The organism is Sphingobium cupriresistens LL01, assembly GCF_001046645.1.
Lineage (GTDB): Bacteria > Pseudomonadota > Alphaproteobacteria > Sphingomonadales > Sphingomonadaceae > Sphingobium > Sphingobium cupriresistens.
Genome location: NZ_KQ130434.1, coordinates 718,702 through 737,065, shown reverse-complemented (window position 1 = coordinate 737,065; position 18,364 = coordinate 718,702). Strand labels below are relative to the sequence as shown.

General features: G+C 64.5%; 16 protein-coding genes and 1 tRNA gene. 10 read left to right on the top strand and 7 right to left on the bottom strand.

What is annotated here, in order from left to right:
* Positions 1-67 precede the first annotated feature (67 nt).
* The 6 genes from V473_RS03570 to V473_RS03545 all read left to right on the top strand — a co-directional run bounded on the left by V473_RS03570 (position 68) and on the right by V473_RS03545 (position 5,462).
* Complete coding sequence (locus V473_RS03570; protein ID WP_066600684.1) at positions 68-766, top strand: tetratricopeptide repeat protein; 699 nt, start codon at positions 68-70, stop codon at positions 764-766.
* Positions 767-780: 14 nt separating this feature from the next.
* A complete protein-coding gene (locus V473_RS03565) occupies positions 781-2,127 on the top strand; it encodes an outer membrane protein assembly factor BamB family protein (RefSeq protein ID WP_408021501.1) in 1,347 nt (448 codons plus the stop codon).
* Positions 2,128-2,254: 127 nt separating this feature from the next.
* Entirely contained in the window at positions 2,255-3,622 is a 1,368-nt protein-coding gene (der, locus tag V473_RS03560) for a ribosome biogenesis GTPase Der (protein WP_066600677.1), read from the top strand.
* 4 nt (positions 3,623-3,626) lie between these two features.
* Positions 3,627-3,839, top strand: coding sequence for a sulfurtransferase TusA family protein (locus V473_RS03555; protein WP_066600674.1), 213 nt, complete (start codon positions 3,627-3,629; stop codon positions 3,837-3,839).
* 95 nt (positions 3,840-3,934) lie between these two features.
* Complete coding sequence (locus V473_RS03550; protein WP_066600672.1) at positions 3,935-4,375, top strand: Hpt domain-containing protein; 441 nt, start codon at positions 3,935-3,937, stop codon at positions 4,373-4,375.
* A gap of 82 nt (positions 4,376-4,457) precedes the next feature.
* Positions 4,458-5,462 (top strand): LLM class flavin-dependent oxidoreductase, encoded by a 1,005-nt coding sequence (locus V473_RS03545; RefSeq protein WP_066604963.1) that lies wholly within the window; start codon positions 4,458-4,460, stop codon positions 5,460-5,462.
* Here V473_RS03545 and V473_RS03540 read toward each other — a convergent pair.
* Positions 5,432-6,559 carry an acyltransferase family protein gene (locus V473_RS03540; protein WP_244884332.1) on the bottom strand — a complete coding sequence of 376 codons (1,128 nt, stop codon included), beginning with the start codon at positions 6,557-6,559 and terminating at the stop codon, positions 5,432-5,434. The two genes, V473_RS03545 and V473_RS03540, sit on opposite strands and share 31 nt — an antisense overlap.
* Before the next feature lie 236 nt (positions 6,560-6,795).
* Between V473_RS03540 and V473_RS03535 the strand changes: the two genes are divergently transcribed.
* Positions 6,796-8,451, top strand: coding sequence for an ATP-binding protein (locus V473_RS03535; RefSeq protein ID WP_066600670.1), 1,656 nt, complete (start codon positions 6,796-6,798; stop codon positions 8,449-8,451).
* A 6-nt stretch (positions 8,452-8,457) separates the two neighbouring features.
* Here the strand turns inward: V473_RS03535 and V473_RS03530 are convergent, their stop codons facing one another.
* The 6 genes from V473_RS03530 to V473_RS03505 all read right to left on the bottom strand — a co-directional run bounded on the left by V473_RS03530 (position 8,458) and on the right by V473_RS03505 (position 16,686).
* Entirely contained in the window at positions 8,458-9,909 is a 1,452-nt protein-coding gene (locus V473_RS03530) for an MATE family efflux transporter (RefSeq protein WP_242495905.1), read from the bottom strand.
* A 58-nt stretch (positions 9,910-9,967) separates the two neighbouring features.
* Complete coding sequence (locus V473_RS03525; RefSeq protein ID WP_066600668.1) at positions 9,968-12,667, bottom strand: valine--tRNA ligase; 2,700 nt, start codon at positions 12,665-12,667, stop codon at positions 9,968-9,970.
* Positions 12,668-12,778: 111 nt separating this feature from the next.
* Positions 12,779-13,909: an adenosine deaminase gene (gene add, locus V473_RS03520; protein ID WP_244884331.1), complete on the bottom strand. Its 1,131-nt coding sequence runs from the start codon at positions 13,907-13,909 to the stop codon at positions 12,779-12,781.
* A gap of 105 nt (positions 13,910-14,014) precedes the next feature.
* Positions 14,015-14,473 (bottom strand): DUF2497 domain-containing protein, encoded by a 459-nt coding sequence (locus tag V473_RS03515; protein ID WP_066600664.1) that lies wholly within the window; start codon positions 14,471-14,473, stop codon positions 14,015-14,017.
* A 70-nt stretch (positions 14,474-14,543) separates the two neighbouring features.
* Entirely contained in the window at positions 14,544-16,034 is a 1,491-nt protein-coding gene (locus tag V473_RS03510; protein ID WP_066600662.1) for a TolC family outer membrane protein, read from the bottom strand.
* A gap of 19 nt (positions 16,035-16,053) precedes the next feature.
* Entirely contained in the window at positions 16,054-16,686 is a 633-nt protein-coding gene (locus tag V473_RS03505; RefSeq protein ID WP_066600661.1) for a protein-L-isoaspartate O-methyltransferase family protein, read from the bottom strand.
* Positions 16,687-16,889: 203 nt separating this feature from the next.
* On the opposite strand from V473_RS03505, the gene V473_RS03500 reads away from it, so the two are divergent.
* The 3 genes from V473_RS03500 (at position 16,890) to V473_RS03490 (ending at position 18,336) form a co-directional block, all read left to right on the top strand.
* Positions 16,890-16,963, top strand: a tRNA-Cys gene (locus tag V473_RS03500).
* A gap of 48 nt (positions 16,964-17,011) precedes the next feature.
* The gene (locus V473_RS03495; RefSeq protein ID WP_066600660.1) at positions 17,012-17,686 is read left to right on the top strand and encodes a glutathione S-transferase family protein; all 675 of its coding nucleotides are present in this window, start codon (positions 17,012-17,014) and stop codon (positions 17,684-17,686) included.
* A 5-nt stretch (positions 17,687-17,691) separates the two neighbouring features.
* Positions 17,692-18,336 (top strand): hypothetical protein, encoded by a 645-nt coding sequence (locus V473_RS03490; RefSeq protein WP_066600655.1) that lies wholly within the window; start codon positions 17,692-17,694, stop codon positions 18,334-18,336.
* Positions 18,337-18,364: the final 28 nt, after the last annotated feature.

The window sequence follows — 18,364 nt, the reverse complement described above, 5'->3', positions numbered from 1 at the left end:
TGGCATAAGCGCCGCTATTGATCGCGCCTTCTGCGCTTAGTTTCTGATCCATTTCTCGGAGAATATCGTGGCCCTGACGCCGCAAAATAGCCAAGCCTTCATGCGCGAGGTGGACGACGCCGTCCGCCAGGACCAGCTTCTGGGCTTCTGGCAGCGTTATGGCCGCTGGATTCTGGTCGCCGTCGTATTGGGCCTGGTCGCTTTTGGCGGCTGGCTTTATTGGCAGCATTACAGCAAGACCCAGTCGGAAATCGTGTCCGAGCAGATGGACGCGGTGCTGACGGCGGCGGCTGGTGGCGGCACGCCCGACGCCAAGCAGCTCGACGCGCTGACCAAGGCCGACCAGCCGGGCTATCGCGCATCCGCCCTGCTGACTCAGGCCGGCGCGGCGTCGCGCAAGGGCGACGCCAAGGGCGCGATCGCCCTCTATGCCGCCATGGTCGCCGACGCCAAGCTGGACCAGCCCTATCGCGACCTGGCGCTGATCCGCCAGACCGCGCTGGAGTTTGAGGCGCTCAAGCCCCAGCAGGTGGTCGATCGGCTCAAGCCGCTGGCGATCGAGGGCGCGCCCTGGTTCGGCAGCGCCGGCGAACTGGTGGCGATCGCCTATATGAAGATGGGCAAGACCGACCTGGCCGGGCCTATGTTCGCCGGAATCGCGAAGGACGCCAATGTGCCGCAGTCGATCCGTTCACGCGCGCGACAGATGGCAGGATTAATGGGGATCGACGCGGTCGAGATTCCGGCCGAGCCGAGCGAAGGATGACCGAGCGGATGGGAATGACCAGCATGAAATTCGCGCCGATAGGCCGTGTCGTAACGATGGCCGCGATGGTCGCCCTGCTCGCTGGCTGCGGCGTGATCGGCGGCAAGAAGGGTGGCCCCAAGACGCCGGTCGTCGGCAACCGCACGTCGATCCTGAGCAATGAACAGGGTGTCGAGGTCGAACCCAGTCTGGCCGATGTGCAGGTCACTCTGCCCGCCCCCTATGTCAACGAAAGCTGGTCGCAGCCGGGCGGCGACCCATCCAAGGCGATGGGCCATGTCTCGCTGGGCGGATCGCCCTCGCAGGTGTGGACCGCCTCGATCGAGGGCAGCTCGCCGCAGGCGCGGCTGGCCGCATCGCCGGTCGTCGCGGGCGGCAAGCTGTTCGTGACCGACGCGGGCGCGCATGTCATCGCCTTCGACGCCGCCAGCGGCGGAAAATTGTGGCAGACCAACCTGCCGTCCGAAGGCAAGGGCAATGGCCGCGTGCTGTTTGGCGGCGGCGTCAGCGTCCTGGGCGACCGGGTGTTCGCCAGCACCGGCTTTGGCGACGTCTTCGCGCTGAATGGCGTCGATGGCGCGATCCTCTGGAAAAAGCATCTGTCCGGCCCGCTGCGCGGCGCGCCGACGCTGGAAAACGGCCATGTCTATGTGATGGGCCAGGATAATCAGGTGTTCGCGCTCAACCAGTCCGACGGCGAAACCCAGTGGACCGACAGCGGCACCTTGCAGGTCACCGGCATTTTCGGCGTCGCCGCGCCGGCCGCCGCGCAGGGCACCGTGATCGCGGGCTATAGTTCGGGCGAAATCAACGCCTATCGCTATGAAAATGGCCGTACCTTGTGGGGCGACGCCCTGTCGCGCACCAGCATTTCGACCGCCGTCGCATCGCTGACCGATATCGACGCCGATCCGGTGATCGATCGCGGCCGCGTCTTTGCGATCGGCCAGGGCGGCCGCATGGCGTCCTATGAACTGACCAGCGGCCAGCGCCTGTGGGAAATCAACATTGCGGGCATTTCGACCCCCTGGGTGGTGGGCGAATGGGTGTTCGCGGTGACCAGCGACGCCCGACTGCTCTGCGTCGCGCGCGCCACCGGCAAGATCCGCTGGGTCAGCCAGCTGCGCCGCTGGCAGAAGGAAAAGAAGAAGGACAAGGCGATCCGTTGGACCGGCCCGGTGTTGGCTGGCGGCCGGCTGATCGTCGTATCGACCCGCGGCGAGATGGTCTATGTCGATCCCGCCACCGGATCGGTCCAATCGACGGTGGACATGGATCGGTCCATGTCGCTTTCGCCGATCGTCGCCAACAACATGCTCTACGTCCTGGCCGACGACGGGAAGTTGACGGCGTTCCGTTAAGCGACGCGAATATGCTAAGTGTGCTCCCGCTCAAGCGGGGGTCCAGTTCCTTCGTCTGGACTGGCCCCCGCCTGAGCGGGAGCACGGCGTTTATCGATTTTGAATCTTAAGAAGGAAACGGGCCACCATGCTGCCCACCGTAGCCATTGTCGGGCGTCCCAATGTGGGCAAGTCCACCCTCTTCAACCGTCTGGTCGGCAAGAAGCTGGCGCTGGTCGACGACCAGCCCGGCGTGACGCGCGACCGGCGCGAGGGCGAGGCGCATCTGCTGGGCCTCGACTTCACGATCGTCGACACCGCCGGTTATGAGGATGAGGACGCCAATAGCCTACCCGGCCGGATGCGGATGCAGACCGAGGCGGCGGTGGAAAATTGCGACGTCGCCCTGTTCATGATCGACGCGCGTGCGGGCATCACCCCGCTGGACGAGGAAATCGCCCGCTGGCTGCGCGCCAACGACGCGCCGGTGATACTGGTCGCCAACAAGGCGGAGGGCAAAGCGGCCGACGATGGCGTCATGGAATCTTTTTCGCTGGGCCTTGGCGAACCTGTCCCTTTTTCCGCCGAACATGGCCAGGGCATGGCCGACCTGTTCCAGGCGCTGCTCCCGCATCTGGAGCGCGAGGGCGACGAGCCGCATGAAAAGGAATTTTACGAGGATGACGAGAGCGCCCCGCTCAAGCTCGCCATCGTCGGCCGTCCCAATGCGGGCAAGTCCACGCTCATCAACCGGCTGCTGGGCGAAAACCGCCTGCTGACCGGGCCGGAAGCGGGCATCACCCGCGACAGCATCGCCGTCGACTGGATGTGGACCAGCCGCGACGGGCTGGAACGCCCCGTCCGCCTGATCGACACGGCGGGGATGCGCAAGCGCGCCAAGGTACAGGAAAAGCTGGAAAAGCTGGCCGTGTCGGACGGCATCAACGCGGTCAACTTCGCCGAAGTCGTCGTCCTGATGATCGATTCCACCCGCGGGCTGGAGGCGCAGGATCTGCGCATCGCCGACCGGGTGCTGGAGGAGGGCCGCGCCCTCGTCGTCGCACTCAACAAATGGGATACGGTCGAACATGGTTCAGCGCTCTACCAGGGCATAAAGAAGGCGCTGGACGAGGGCCTAGCGCAGGTGCGCGGCGTGCCGATCATGACCATTTCCGGGGCCACCGGAAAGGGTCTGGACGACCTGATCCATGTCGCCTTCGAAACCCGCACCGCCTGGTCGCAGCGCGTCTCCACCGGCGTGCTCAACCGCTGGTTCGAAACCGCGCTGGAGGCCAATCCGCCGCCGGCGCCCGGCGGCAAGCGGATCAAGCTGCGCTACATCACCCAGAACAAGACCCGTCCGCCGACCTTCGTTCTGTTCGGCACGCGGCTGGACGATTTGCCCGAAAGCTATCGCCGCTATCTGGTGAACGGCATCCGCCGCGAATTGGGGTTCGGCGCGGTGCCGGTGCGCCTGACGCTGCGCAGCCAGAAGAACCCCTACGCGACCAAATAGAGCAATGGCGGCCGATCCCGTTTTCGTGAACGCCAGAGGCATGAGATGCCCCTGGCCCGCGTTGCGTGCGGCGCGGGCGATGCGCGACGCCGGCGCCATCGTCATCGAAGCGGACGACCCGATCGCCGCCACCGAGCTGGAGGCGCTCGCCCAGACGCAGGGCTGGACCTTCGCGGCGCTGGGCGATCGCCATTTCGGCCTATCCCGGACCGAGTGATTATCCTCCACAATGGGTGGCTTTCCGCCACGCTTTAACCTGCTGTTTACGCGCCGCGTCTATTTTGGCTTCGTTAGAATGAAGGAGCGGCGTGGGTGTCCTATCACGATACCGAACTGGTCAGTTGGAGCGAATTTACGCGGACCCGCAGCGAGCTGGGGACCGCCTTTCTTCGTATCCTGGGCTATTTCCGGGAAGATGGCGCCAAATCCATCGGCGCTGTCGAAGAAGCGTTTCGCGCGCGCAACGCCGCCGCGCTGGTCACGCCCGCCCATACGCTCAAGGGCGAATCGGCGCAGTTCGGCGCCTATCGCCTGAGCGCCATGGCCGAAGAAATTGAGATGGTCGCCCGCCGTTGCGTGGAAACGCATGAAGGGCCCGACGAATTGATCGAGGTGGTCGTCGCGCTGCGCCCTTGTTTCACTGAGACGATGGCGCTGCTCGATCGCGACGCCAACCCGCTGGTCGCCCGCCGGCCCACCACCTTCGGCCGCCGCGCCGAAGTCCCCGCACAGGGATTTGGCCGGGCGGTCTGATCTGCAGTCGTCGATCGCAAACTGCTGCGCGACCATCTAATAGGTCTTGAAGTAAAACCGACCATGCCCCCATATGGCAGGCATGACCCGTTTCTCCCTGCTCGACCTCGTCCCCGTCCGTGAAGGCGACACTGTCGCCACGGCGCTCGCCCACGCGGCTGATCTTGCCGCCCATGCCGAAGCGCAGGGCTATCACCGCTTCTGGGTCGCCGAACATCATGGCATGGCGGGCATCGCGTCGGCCGCGACGGCGGTCTTGCTGGCGCATATCGGTCATGCGACATCGACCATCCGCATCGGCGCAGGCGGCATCATGCTGCCCAATCATGCCCCCTTGGTGATAGCCGAGCAGTTCGGCACACTCGACGCCCTTTTCCCCGGTCGCGTCGACCTGGGCCTGGGCCGCGCGCCCGGTTCTGATCAGCGGGTGGCGCAGGCGATCCGCCGCACCCTGTCCGGCGGTGCGGACCAGTTCCCCCGCGACGTGATGGAGTTGCAGGCCTATTTCAGCAAGGACGAACGGCTGAGCATCCAGGCGACGCCGGGCGCGGGGGCGGATGTGCCGCTCTGGATACTCGGCTCCAGCCTCTATGGCGCGCAACTCGCCGCCATGCTCGGCCTGCCTTACGCCTTTGCCTCGCACTTCGCGCCCGCCGCGCTGGATGAGGCGATCGCCATCTATCGCCGCGAATTTCGCCCCTCGGCCCAGCTGCAATATCCCTATGTGATGGCCGGCTACAACGTCTTCGCCGCCGACACGGCGGAGGAGGCCCATCTGCTCGCCAGTTCGATGCAGCAGTCCTTCGTGCGGCTGCGCACCGGCCAGCCGGGTAAGCTGCAACCGCCGGTGCCGGGCTATTATGACGCCCTGCCCGCGCAAGCGCAGGCGATGCTGTCCGATGTGCTGAGCGTCTCCAGCATCGGCACGCAGGCGGATGTGGAGAGCGACATTGCGGCGTTCCTGCGCCGCACCCAGGCCGACGAACTGATCCTGACCGGCCAGATTTTTGATCCCGCCGCGCGCAAGCATAGTTTCGCCATCGCCATGGCGGCGGCTCAGACGGTCACGACCTGCGAGGCCGCCTGAGGCTCCGGCCGCTTCAACCGCCCGCCGCTGAGCAGCGCCGCCGCGCCTGGCGCGACGCGGCGCAATGCCGCGCCGATCGCGGCCACCGCGCCAAGCACCATCAGTGGCTGCGCGATCAGGTAGAAGGGATAGAAGGGCGTGCCCATTTTCCCGAACAGTCCGCCCAATACTGGCCCCAGCAGCCAGATCAGGATCAGGTGGGCGCTGAACAGGAAGAACATATAAGGTTCGATCCGCAGCAGCATCGGCCGCGCGGGACTGTCCGCCAGCGCCCAGGCGATCCGCCAGAAGGCGACGGCCGCCGCTATCCGCAGCGTCAGGTCAAGCGCCCGCTGCGCCACCGGCCAGGCGTCGTCGCCGACCGTGACGGCATGATAGAGTTGCACCCCCATCAGCAAGGCGAAGGGTATCGCCATCAGAAGCATCGGCTTGCCCGCCACCCGCTCGGCCCAACCGCCGCGCTGCGCCAATATCCCCAGCGTGAAGAAGACCAGGATCGACGCCCGCATCAGCACGGGAGGCCCGAAACCGGCGATATGACATCCCGCCGCCGCGGCCGCGATCAGCGCCAGCGACCATCCCGGCATCCGCACCAGCAAGGGCGCGGCGACCATGCACAGGAACAGGTCGCGCAGAAACGGCATCTGCACATTGATGTCGGGGTTGCGCGTCAGGATCAGTATCTCGTCGACCACCCACCATCCCGATTGCGGCATCGGCGCGGACAGGCCCAGCCGCCAGGCGGCGCCCGACACCAGGATGATCGCGATGATGTTCCACAACAGCATGGGCAGAAGAATGGTCCGCGCCTTGCGCCGCACATGGCGGCCCCAGTCGCGGCTCGCCTGCGACTGCGCCACTAGCCAGCCGGATATGAGGCCCAGCAATGGCACCGCGCTGCGGCCGAACAATTCCATCAGCAGCCAGCGCAGATTATCCTGCCCGCTGCCGCGCAGCGCCTTGAGCGCTTCGCCATTCAAGCCGGTCCAGGCGTGAACATAGACGACGCCCAATATGCAGATCACGCGCGCGATGGCGATCGCGGCGGACCGACGCCCGCTATCTGTATGGCCATGAATCTTCGAGATATCGGACACGCGGCCATCCTGTTTGTTGCCTAATCCCAATGCCCGAACTTGATCCATGTTCCTGTCCGCCAAACGACTGGTCCAGATCGGACCCCGGCTCAACGTCTCTTAACCTTCACCCTCCACCCTGACGCGGGCCTTTGCGGGCGATGCGGCGGCGCAAGCTAAGCCAATCTTTACCTCTTTTGCCTAGAAGCATCCTGTTAACCGGAAGCCGTTCCGGTCCAAGGGACGACAAAAGGCTCATGACCCATATGCCGGGCGCACAACATTTTTCGTCTGCATCAGCGCCTGTGCACCTGACGTCAGTCCAGTCGATGGGCATGGTGTTCCAGATCGCCGGGTCCAGTTCCAAAGTGCTGATCGATGCCCAGCGTCTGGCGCTGCTGGAGCAGGATGAAGACCCCTGCACCGCCATGGCCGGCCAGGTCGGCAGCCAAGTGAAGATGCGCGTCGGCAATAGTTGGCTGGTCGCCAGCGTCCGCGCGATGACGCTGGATCAGGCGAGTAAGGGCATCGTCGCCGACATCGATTTCCTGGGCGAAGGCGATGAGGAGAAGTTGACCGGGCGGATCTATCGCTTCCGCCGCGGCGTAACCCGCTATCCCACGCCAGGCACCGACATCTTCCCGGTGTCCGGGCATGACATGGGCCAGATCTACGCCGCGGACGACCGCGCGAATGTGGAGATCGGCACCGTCTATCCTACCACGGACACGCGCGCGGCGCTCTATGTCGATTCAATGCTGGGCAAGCATTTCGCGCTGCTCGGCTCCACCGGCACCGGCAAATCGACCAGCGCCGCCCTGATCCTGCACCGCATCTGCGACCTGTCGCCGCAGGGCCATATCGTCATGATCGACCCCCATGGCGAATATGGCGCGGCCTTCGCCACCAACGGCGCGGTGTTCGACGTCAACAACCTGGCCCTGCCCTATTGGCTGATGAATTTCGAGGAGCATTGCGAGGTGTTCGTGACCTCCTCCGGTTCCGAACGCACGGTCGATTGCGATATTCTCGCCAAATGCCTGCTCGCCGCGCGGACGAAGAACCGGCTGGCCGAAAGCATCGGGCGGCTGACCGTCGATTCGCCGATCCCCTATCTCTTGTCCGACCTCACCACGATCCTGCAAAATGAGATGGGCAAGCTCGACAAGGGCACCAATTCGCTGCCCTATATGCGCCTGAAGACCAAGATCGACGAGATCAAGGCCGATCCGCGCTACAGCTTCATGTTCTCCGGCATGTTGGTCGCCGATACGATGCAGGCGTTTTTGGCCAAGATTTTCCGCCTGCCCTCCGACGGCAAGCCGATCTCTATCATCGACGTGTCCGCCATGCCTTCCGACATAACCTCGACCGTGGTGTCGGTGCTGTCTCGTTTGGTGTTCGACTATGCCATCTGGGCGCGCGACGAGCCGCAGCGGCCGATCCTGCTGGTCTGCGAAGAGGCGCATCGCTACATCCCCAACACGACCACCGGCAACGGTCAGGCCGTGCGCAAGATATTGGAGCGGATCGCCAAGGAAGGCCGTAAATACGGCGTTTCGCTGGGCCTCATTACCCAGCGCCCGTCTGACCTTGCCGAAGGCGTCCTGTCGCAATGCGGCACGATCATCTCGATGCGCCTCAACAACGACCGCGATCAGGCGTTCGTGAAGGCCGCCATGCCCGAAGGCGCCCGCGGCTTCCTCGATTCGATCCCCGCCCTACGCAATCGGGAGGCGATCATCTGCGGCGAAGGCGTTGCCGTGCCGATCCGCGTCGCGCTCGACAATCTGGAGGAGCATCGCCGCCCCGCATCGGGCGACCCCAGCTTCACCGAGCTATGGCGTCAGTCCGGCAGCGAAGCCGACATATTGGAACGCACCATCACCCGCTGGCGCAACCAGGGGCGGTAAACGGCTTCAGCCCGCCGGCGCGATCCGGCCGGCCGGTTCAGCGTCGCTATTGGCCGTTTCGCGGCATTGTTCTTCATGCACCGGGACCAGCAATCGCGCGTTGCGCCAGCCGCCGCGCGCATAGATGATCCACGCCAGCAGCAGCGACATGAACGACCCCGCCGGGAAGCTGAGCCAGAGCGCGTCAGCGCCCCACAGCGGGTAGCCCATGTGGTAAAAGCCCAGCCGGACGCCGAACAGCGTAAAAATCAGGATCAGCAACGGCGCGACCACGACGCCATTGGCGCGCATCACGCCGAACAGGATCATGGTGCAGCCGAACAGCAGGAAGCTCCAGCTCGCCAGCAACTGCATGTTCCACGCCGCCGCGATTGCGACCGCATTGTCACCTAGGAACAGCGACAGCAGCGATCCGTGGAACAGCAGGATGACGACGATCATCGCCCCTGTGATCGCCAGCAGATAGCCTATGCCATAGCCGGTGATGCGGCTGATTCGGTCCCATCGGCCCGCGCCCATATTCTGCGCCGCCATGGCGCTGACCGCCGCGCCCATCGCCATCGCCGGCATCTGGAGATAGGTCCATATCTGCTGCGCCGCGCCATAGGCGGCCGTCACCAGCAAGCCTTCGCGATTGACCAGCCCGATCATCACCAGCCCGGAAGCGGACATGACGATCATCTGCAAACCCATGGGAAAGCCCTTGGCCAGCAGCACGCGCATCTGGTCGGCGGCGGGCCACAGATAGCGCAATTCGCGCCCCCGCAGCCGCAGCGGCAAATCCCTGGCATAGATGAAGGCGACGACGCCGATCAGGCTGACAAAGCCCGCCGCCGCAGTCGCCGCCGCCGATCCGGCGATGCCATAAGCCGGGATCGGCCCCAGCCCCAGGATCAGCACCGGATTGAGGATCAGGTCCACGGCCACACTGACGATCATGAAGATCAGCGGGGTGCGCGCATCCCCGGCGCCGCGCAGCCCCATCATGATCATGACGACCAGCAGGGTCGCGGGCATCGCGAAGAAAATGACCCGCAGGTAAATCAGCGCCATGTCGAACGCTTCCGCCGGCGTCGCCAGCAACCGCAGCAGCGCCGGTGCGCCGATCCAGCCCGCCAGCGCGACGGCCAGACCCAATATCGAACAAAAGCCGACCGCCGATCCAAAGGCGCGCCGCGCCGCATCCAGGTCGCGCGCGCCCGTCGCCTGCGCGATCATCACGGTGGACGCCATGCCAAAACCGAACACGACCGAAAACATCAGGAACATGATGATGTTGGCGTTGGCGGTTGCCGCCAGCGCCTGCGCGCCCAGAAAGCGGCCGACCCAGATCGCGTTGATCGACCCGTTGAGCGACTGGAGGATGTTGGACGCCAGCGTCGGAATGGCGAACATCAGCAGCACGCCGGCGATCGGCCCCTGCGTCAGGTCTTTTGCGCCCGATCTGCTTGCTGCCACGCGCCTGCCTCTCCCTATATATCCGTGTTTCCGCGAAGGCGGGAACACATCTATCGACTTATCCCAATCGTTCCAGCGCCGCCTTCAACCTTTCCGCCTCGGCGGCCTTTTCGGCATGATCCTCACGCGCCTTGGCGACCGCTTCGGGCTTGGCCTTCTCGACGAAGCTGGGGTTGGACAGGCGACCCGCCAGGCTATCCCGCTCCTTCTCCGCCGCGGCCAGCGCCTTGGCCAGGCGGGTCTTTTCCGCCGCAATGTCGATCACGCCTACTAACGGCAGGATGAAGGTCGCTTCGTCCACCACGATTTGCGCCGCGCCGCCAGCCGGCGGTTCGCCGAAGGTCAGGCTTTCGACCCGGCCAAGCCGCGCCAGCGCCACGCCCTGACGATCGAGACGACGATGCGTTTCTTCGGATGCATCGCGCACGATCACCGGAAGTTTAGCGCCCGGCGGCACGTTGAGTTCGGTCCGTGCCGTGCGCATCGCGCTCACCAGCCGGATCAGCCAGTCGATTTCCGCCTGCGCCTCGCTATCGACCGCGGCCAACGCCTGCGGCCATTGCGCGACGATCAGTTCATTGGAACGCGCACCGGTCAGATGCCACAATTCTTCGGTGATGAACGGCATGAAGGGATGCAGCATCACCAATATCTGGTCGAACGCCCAGCCCGCGACGGCGCGCGTCTCGTCGTCCATCGCGCCCTTGGTGAGTTCGATATACCAGTCGCAAAACTGGTCCCAGACGAAATGATAGATGGCGTTGGCCGCCGCATCGAACCGCAGTTCGGTCATCGCCGTGTCGATCGCCTGCACGGTCGCGACCGTTTCTGCGATGATCCAGCGGTTGACCGGGAGCGCGGCGGCGGGCGCCTCATGACTGGTCGAGGCTGTGACGCCGTTCGACTGGAGGAAGCGCGCCGCGTTCCACAGCTTGGTCGCGAAGTTGCGATAGCCCTCGACCCGCTTCTCATCCATCTTCACGTCGCGGCCCTGGCTTTCCATCGCCGCCATGAAGAAGCGCAGCGCGTCCGCGCCGAACTTGTCGATCAGGCCCAGCGGATCGACCACATTGCCCTTGGACTTGGACATTTTCTGCCCATCGGCCGCGCGGACCAGCCCGTGGAGATAGAGTTTCTTCCATGGGGCCTCGCCCATGAACTCCATCCCCTGCATCGCCATGCGCGCATCCCAGAAGAACAGGATGTCGAAGCCGGAAATCAGCAGGTCGTTGGGATAATGGCGCGACAGCTTGTCGCTCTGCTCCGGCCAGCCCAGCGTGCCGAAGGGCCAGAGGGCGGACGAGAACCATGTGTCGAGAACGTCAGGGTCGCGGGTCAGCACCTTGTTGCCCGCCAGCGCCTGCGCTTCGGCTTCGCTCTCAGCGACATAGCTGTTGCCATCCTCATCAAACCATGCCGGGATTTGATGCCCCCACCAGAGCTGGCGCGACACGCACCAGGGCTGGATATTCTCCATCCAGTTGAAGAAGGTCTTTTCCCATGTCTTGGGCACAATCTCGATCGCGCCGTCGCGCACGGCCTGCATAGGGGCGACCGCCAGCTTTTCAGCGTCGACATACCATTGGTCGGTCAGCCAGGGTTCGATCACGACGTTGGAGCGATCCCCGAACGGCGTCTGGATCGTGCGCGGCTCGAAATCGGCTTCGACCGGCTCACCTTCCTTGTCCTTCGTGACGTGCGGGACCAGCAGGCCCAGCGCCTTCATCTCCGCGACCACCGCTTCGCGCGCGCCGTCTACGCCATCGCGCTTGAAGCGGTGCAGGCCCAGGAAGCGATCGGGGATCAGCCCGTCTGCGGTCTGGACGACATTGGCGTCGGCATCGAACATGTTGAGCATGTCGCCAGCCTTGAAGCCCGCGCGCTTGCCCACGTCGAAGTCGTTGAAATCATGCCCCGGCGTGATCTTCACCGCGCCAGTGCCCAGCGCCGGATCGGCATGTTCGTCGGCCACGATCTTGAACCGGCGACCGGTGATCGGCTGGAGAATTTCCTTACCGATGACCGCATTGTAGCGCTCATCGTCAGGATGCACGGCGATCGCCATGTCGGCCAGCATCGTCTCAGGCCGCGTGGTCGCCACGACGATATGGTCGCTGCCATCCGCCAGCGTCACGCCGTCCGCCAGCGGATAGCGGAAGCGCCAGAAACCACCCTTCGTCTCGACCGTCTCGACCTCAAGGTCCGAAATGGCGGAACGGAAATGCGGATCCCAATTCACCAGCCGCTTGTCGCGATAGAGCAGGCCGCGCTTGTGCAACTCCACGAAGGTCTTGACGACCGCCTTCGAAAAGCCCTCGTCCATGGTGAAGCGCTCGTTCGCCCAGTCCATCGAACAGCCCAGACGCCGCAACTGGCTGGTGATGGTCCCGCCGCTCTCGGCCTTCCATTCCCACACCTTGGCAACGAATTCGTCGCGGGTGAAATCAGTGCGCTTCTGCTGCTTGGCGTTGAGCTGGCGCTCGACCACCATCTGCGTCGCGATGCCCGCATGGTCGGTGCCGACCACCCACAAGGCGTCCTTGCCGCGCAGCCGCTCGTATCGGATCACGATGTCCTGCAACGTATTGTCGAGCGCATGGCCGATATGCAGGCTGCCTGTGACGTTCGGCGGCGGGTTCACGATGGTGAAGGGCGTCGCATCCGGCCGCTCCGGCCGGAACAGGCCGTTGCTCTCCCAATGGGCGTACCAGCGGGATTCGATCTCGGCGGGGTCGAAGATTTTCGGCAATTCGGTCATGATCGCGCTTTAACGCCTGCCGCACGACACGCAAGAGAGGCGAGGCTTCAGACCGGGCTATCCATCACTTTCAACGACAATCCCGACCAAATGGTGCGTGCGGTGATAGGGTCAAGCGGCGACACCCTCCGCCCTGGCAAAGGCGTCCAGCTTGGCATGGCAGGCAGCGCGCAGCCCCTCGTCCATCCAGCCCGCATTGAAGGCGTTGCGCTGCAACCGCACCAGTTCCGCCTTGGTCAGCGCACTATGCGCCTGCGCCTTGACCAGCACTTCATTGAGATATTCGCTGCCCATATAGGCCGGATCGTCGGAATTGATGGTGAGGTTGAGGCCCGCGTCGATCATCCCGCGCACCACGTCGATCGGCGGCGCATCGCCCCGCACGGTGCCGGAAAAGGTCGGACAGACGGTGAAATACAGGTTCCGCGCCTTGGCCGCCGCGATCAGTTCGGGCGATTCCAATATATTGCCGCCATGGTCGATCCGGTCGACGCGCAGGTCGATAATCGCCTGGCGCAGATGCTCGACAATATCCTTCTGATTAAGGTCGCAATGCGCCGTGACCTTCAGCCCCGCGGCGCGCGCCTTGGCGAAATGGGCGGCGAACTTGACCGGCGGATGATCCTTCTCATCCGAATCCAGCCCGACGGCGACCAGTTGATCGCGGAACGGCAATGCCGCGTCCAAAGCCGCCATCGCCGACTCCACCGACAGGTCGCGCACGAAGCAGAGGATGAGTTGCGACACTATCCCCAGTTGCGCCGCGGCCGCCGCGCGCGCGCGGGTGATGCCGCCGATCACCGCGGCCATCGGCACGCCGCGCTTCAGATGTTCCTGCGGGTCGAAGAAAATTTCGGCGTAGAGAATGTTCTGCGACGCCGCCTTGGCCAGGTAGGCATAGGCCAGGTCGTAGAAATCCTGCTGCGTCCGCAACACCTTCATGCCGTCATAATAGATGGCCAGGAAGCTGGGCAGGTCATGATAGCGATAGCTGGCCTTCATCGCGGCGACATCGGCGAAGGGCAGGTCCAGCCCGTTGCGCTGCGCGAGCGCGAACTTCATCTCCGCTTCCAGCGTGCCTTCCAGATGGACATGATATTCCGCCTTGGGCATCGCCGCGATGAAGCGGGCCATGTCGGCCCCAGCGACGTCGTCAGACGCTGCCCATGCCGGGGCGGCGTTGATCCAGGCGGCCAAAGGGGCGCCCAACAGGCCATGGATTACCGCGCGCCTGCTGAACATCGATCATCACCCCTTTGAAACCCGGCATTCTATCCGGGCATAGGGGTGCGCCTGTCCATCATGGAATATCGGACGGGCTGACGCAAAAAAGGGAGCGGACCTGGATTAGCGGCCAGTGATGCGCGCGATTTCCTTGGCGACCATCTCTTCGACCAAAGCCGGCAGGCGCTGGTCCAGCCAGTCCTTCAGCATCGGCTTGAGCATCGCGCGAACCAACCCGTCGAGCGTATTGTCCTGCCCATCCTTGGGCGCGACCAGCATGGAGGACAAAGCGGACAGCGAATGACGCGCGGCGACTTCACTCTCGACCGATAGAATCGAGTCGTCGGCGGGTGCGTTTGCGGCGGCGGCTTTGGGAGCAGGCATGGCAATCTCCTCCGCGACCTCGTCGGTCAGTTCCAATATTTCTTCTACCGCGACGGGCGCTGGCGCGGCGACCGCCTTGGCCTCGGCGCGCGTGCGGCGCGGGGCGGCCTGCACCGCTTCCTCGCCTTCTTCGGCGATGATCCGCTTGATGGACGAGAGTATCTCTTCCATCGAGGGTTCCTTGGTCATGTCACCCATGGATAGTCCCCGTCCAAAATCCATTGCGCATCCTTAAACGCCAAGATTACCCGGCCGGGTTAACAAGCGGTTAAGGCTGCTGCGCAGCGGGTCCGACATTGGCGTTTTGCGCGGGCGTGTCAACGGTCCGCGTAGCGACGGGGGTTGGCTTGGAATCGAAGCTCCAGTCGAGCCACTTGCCCTTCACCCGTTCATAATTGACCATCGGGTCGTACAGCGTGCCGCTTTCCAGGCCCAGATCGTCGGCTTCGGCATGGCCCATGGCGGCGATGACGCTGAAACCGGCGACATAGGCGTTGCGCTGCGCCGTCACCAACTGGACCTTGGCGTTCAACGCTTCCTGTTCGGCGTTGAGGATGTCCAGAATGGTCCGGCTGCCGACCGAATTTTCCGCCTGCACGCCTTCCAGCGACAGATTGGCGGCCTCGACCGCCTTCTGGTTCGATTCGATGCTCTCCAGCGATGCCTTCCAGCTGGCATAGGCGGCGCGCGTCTGGGAGATAACGCTGCGCTCCACCTCGATCTCGCGCTCGATCGCCTGCGATTCGCGCGCCTGATTCTGGCGGACCTGCGCGGCGGGGCGACCACCCTGATAGAGCGGGATGGTCAGCTGGACGCCGGCGGTGGCCTGCTTGTTGATCTGCGGCCCCTCCACCGAATTGCCATCGACATCCTGCGCGCTACCGCCCAGCGTATGCAGATAATTGGTATAGCCTGCCGTCGTGAAGCCCGACAGCGTCGGCAAACGCGCGGCGCGCGCCGCCTTCACATCATAGCCCGCGGCGATCCGATCCTTCTTGGCCGCCACTATGTCTGGATTGTCGTTCAGAGCGACCTGCACCGCGATGGTCGGTGTGGCGGGAAGCCCCGGCAGCGCGGGCGGCGGCTCCAGCGCGTCGGGCGCGTCACCCACCAGCGCGATATAATTTTCACGGCTGGCGATCAGATTGGCTTGCGCTATCTGCAGGTCCGACCGCGCCAGCGCCAGGCGCGACTGCGACTGGGCTACGTCGGTCCGGGTCAGGTCGCCGACTTCGAACCGGTCGTTGGTCGCCTGGAGATTAACCTCCAGCGCGCGCACGTTGGACTGGTTCAGCGACACGATCGCGCTGTCGCGGATCACATCCATATATGCGCCCACGGTCTGCGAAAAGATGCTGGCTTCGGTGCCGCGCAGATTGGCCTGCCCGGCCTCCACGCGCGTCCTGGCCGCCTTCACCCCGTTGCGCACCGCGCCGCCCGAATAGATGGGCACGTTCAGCTGCGCCTGCGCATTCACCGTCCGTTGCGGCGACGTGAAGCTGATGGTGGGCTTGAGGATGCTTTCGGAAAAACTGCCCGTCACGTCCACGCCGGGCCGGCCCGCAGCCTTCTGAATGGGCACATTTTCGTCGGTCGCGCGCTGCCCCGCGCGCGCGCCTGTCAGCGTCGGGTTAGATGCATAGGCTTTGGCCAGCGCACTCTGCAACGTCTCGGCCTGCGCGCCGCTGGTCAGGGCGGAGGACAGCAACAGCAAAGCGGCTGCGGCATGATGCCGATAAGAGGTGCGCTTCGCCGTCATCTGTCCCCGCCCATCATTTTCAGAACACAAATCCCTTGGGCGCGCCGAAACCGGGCAACGCCACCATTTCGATATCGGCAAGGCTGCTCAGGCCCAGCACTCCCGCAACCACCCGGCCGCCGCACAGGCGCGTAACGCCGCGATCGACGACCCCCGTCACCACGCGGGCGTCCTCGGCAAGCTGCTGAACGAGCGTCGCGGGCACTTCCTCCACCGCGCCGTCGATGAACAGCAGGTCATAGGGCGCGCCATCAGCGGCGCCGGCGTTAAGCGGGCCGCGAACGACCGTCACGCCGGACAGCGCGATCTCCGCACCGCCCTCTTCCTCGACAGCCGTCACCTGCGCGCCCAGTTCGGACAACAGCGCGGCGGCATAGCCGGTCGCTGCGCCAATCAGCAGCACCTTGTCGCCTGGAACCACATGCGCTTCATCGAGCAGCCGCCCCGTCACCAGCGGCGGATTGAGCGAACGCCCCCCCGCCAGCGGAATGGGACGGTCGATATAGGTCATGGCGCGGCGCTGCGCAGGCACGAAATCCTCGCGCGGCACCTTCGCCATCGCGGCGATGACACGCTGGTCGCCCACGTCGCTGGTGCGCAACTGGCTTTCGACCATGGCGGCCCGCATCGAAGAATATTTCTGCTCGGTCACGATAGTTCCTCGCTTGTCCGGTGGGCTTGGCACAACTGTATTGGCAATGCAATACACTAAGGGGATCATCGGACCTCTAAATCAGCGCGCGGCCCGCGCCAAGCGGCTTTGCGCGACGGTGGATAAGAATCTTGCGGCGCCCGCCCCATCCCCCGCTTGACTTTGCATCCAAAGCCGCACATTTGCGGCCACCCACTTGTCGAGGCCCGATGGCGGAGTGGTTACGCAGAGGACTGCAAATCCTTGCACGCCGGTTCGATTCCGGCTCGGGCCTCCAATTTCTTCCCGCTCGACTTGTTCCGCCGCTACCGTCTAAGAAGGCGGCATGATGAAGCTGTTCATTGGCAACAAAGCCTATTCGAGCTGGTCCCTGCGCGGCTGGTTGGCGTGCAAATTGTCCGCTCTCCCGTTCGAGGAGGTAGTCGTCCCCCTCTATGACGAAGCCTGGGAGAAACGGCGCGAGGGCGACGAATTCGCGCCATCCTCCGGCAAGGTGCCGATCCTGTGGGATGGCGACGACGTCGTCGTGTGGGACAGCCTGGCCATCGTCGAATATCTCAACGAAAAGACGGATGGCGACCTGTTCTGGCCGACCGATTCCGCCGCCCGCGCCATGGCCCGGTCGATGGCGGCCGAAATGCATAGCAGCTTCGCTGCGCTACGCCGCGAGCACAGCATGAACATCCGGCAAATCTACCCCGCGGTGCCGCCGTCCGAACCTGTCGCCCACGACATCGCCCGTATCATGCAGCTATGGGCGCAGGCCCGCGCCCGCTATGGCGGCGATGGCGATTTCCTGTTCGGACGGTTCGGCGCGGTGGACCTGATGTTCGCTCCGGTCGTCACTCGCTTCGTCACCTATCAACTGCCGGTCGCCCGTTTCGCCAACGCCTATATGCGCGCGATCATCGCCCATCCCTGGATGCAGGAATGGATCGGCGGCGCGCAAGCGGAAGACTGGGTGATCGACCGATTCGAAGTTCCGCCGCAGACGGCCTGACGATCATGAGCGAAACGCCCGAAACCGACACGCCCAAGGAAGCGCGCGCGGCCGAAGCAGCCGCAATTCGCCGTCGCTGGATCACCTTGGGCGAGATACTCGCCGTTCTGGCGGTGGGCATTTCCGCCCTCACCCTCTATCTCAATTGGGCGGACAAGAAAGACCAGCGCGCCGAAAAAGCGGCGGAAAGCCGCAAGGCGTCCGGCCGCGCCGCGATATTGGTGCTGAACGCCGATTCGGTGAAGGACGATCGCATCGCGCTGAAGACCACCGACCCCGACCAGGTCGTCCAGAGCCAGACGATCCTCTTCCCCCGCGCGCTCGGCATCGCGCCGGTCGACACCACCGGCGATCCGCGGATCGAGGCGGACTGGTTCAGCGACGCGCTGAAGACAGCGCGGGCCAAGGCGAAGCTGCCCGACGACAGCGTGGGCGACGAACGGCTGCCAGTGGCCATCACCACCCGCTTCGTGGTGGGCGGCGACACGCATGAGAATATCGCGCTCTACGACATCGGCTATGGCGTAGCAGGTCGCTGGATCGCCGGCCACAGCCTTTCGTTGCGTGGGCTTTCGCGGGTCGAAACGCTCAAGCCGGACAGCGCCCAGGCCAGGGTCGACGCCCGCTGGGCGCGCCTGAGCGGTAAATAGCCCAAGTCCTGCTTCGTCGCCTGAAACC

Bases quoted from the DNA above. Each gene is read 5' to 3' on its own strand.
- V473_RS03565 (WP_408021501.1), top strand. From the start codon at position 781: ATGACCAGCATGAAATTCGCGCCGATAGGCCGTGTCGTAACGATGGCC.
- V473_RS03525 (WP_066600668.1), bottom strand. From the start codon at position 12,667: ATGACCGAATTGCCGAAAATCTTCGACCCCGCCGAGATCGAATCCCGC.
- V473_RS03515 (WP_066600664.1), bottom strand. From the start codon at position 14,473: ATGGGTGACATGACCAAGGAACCCTCGATGGAAGAGATACTCTCGTCC.
- der (WP_066600677.1), top strand. From the start codon at position 2,255: ATGCTGCCCACCGTAGCCATTGTCGGGCGTCCCAATGTGGGCAAGTCC.
- add (WP_244884331.1), bottom strand. From the start codon at position 13,909: ATGTTCAGCAGGCGCGCGGTAATCCATGGCCTGTTGGGCGCCCCTTTG.
- V473_RS03490 (WP_066600655.1), top strand. From the start codon at position 17,692: ATGAGCGAAACGCCCGAAACCGACACGCCCAAGGAAGCGCGCGCGGCC.
- V473_RS03545 (WP_066604963.1), top strand. From the start codon at position 4,458: ATGACCCGTTTCTCCCTGCTCGACCTCGTCCCCGTCCGTGAAGGCGAC.
- V473_RS03510 (WP_066600662.1), bottom strand. From the start codon at position 16,034: ATGACGGCGAAGCGCACCTCTTATCGGCATCATGCCGCAGCCGCTTTG.
- V473_RS03535 (WP_066600670.1), top strand. From the start codon at position 6,796: ATGACCCATATGCCGGGCGCACAACATTTTTCGTCTGCATCAGCGCCT.
- V473_RS03495 (WP_066600660.1), top strand. From the start codon at position 17,012: ATGATGAAGCTGTTCATTGGCAACAAAGCCTATTCGAGCTGGTCCCTG.
- V473_RS03555 (WP_066600674.1), top strand. From the start codon at position 3,627: ATGGCGGCCGATCCCGTTTTCGTGAACGCCAGAGGCATGAGATGCCCC.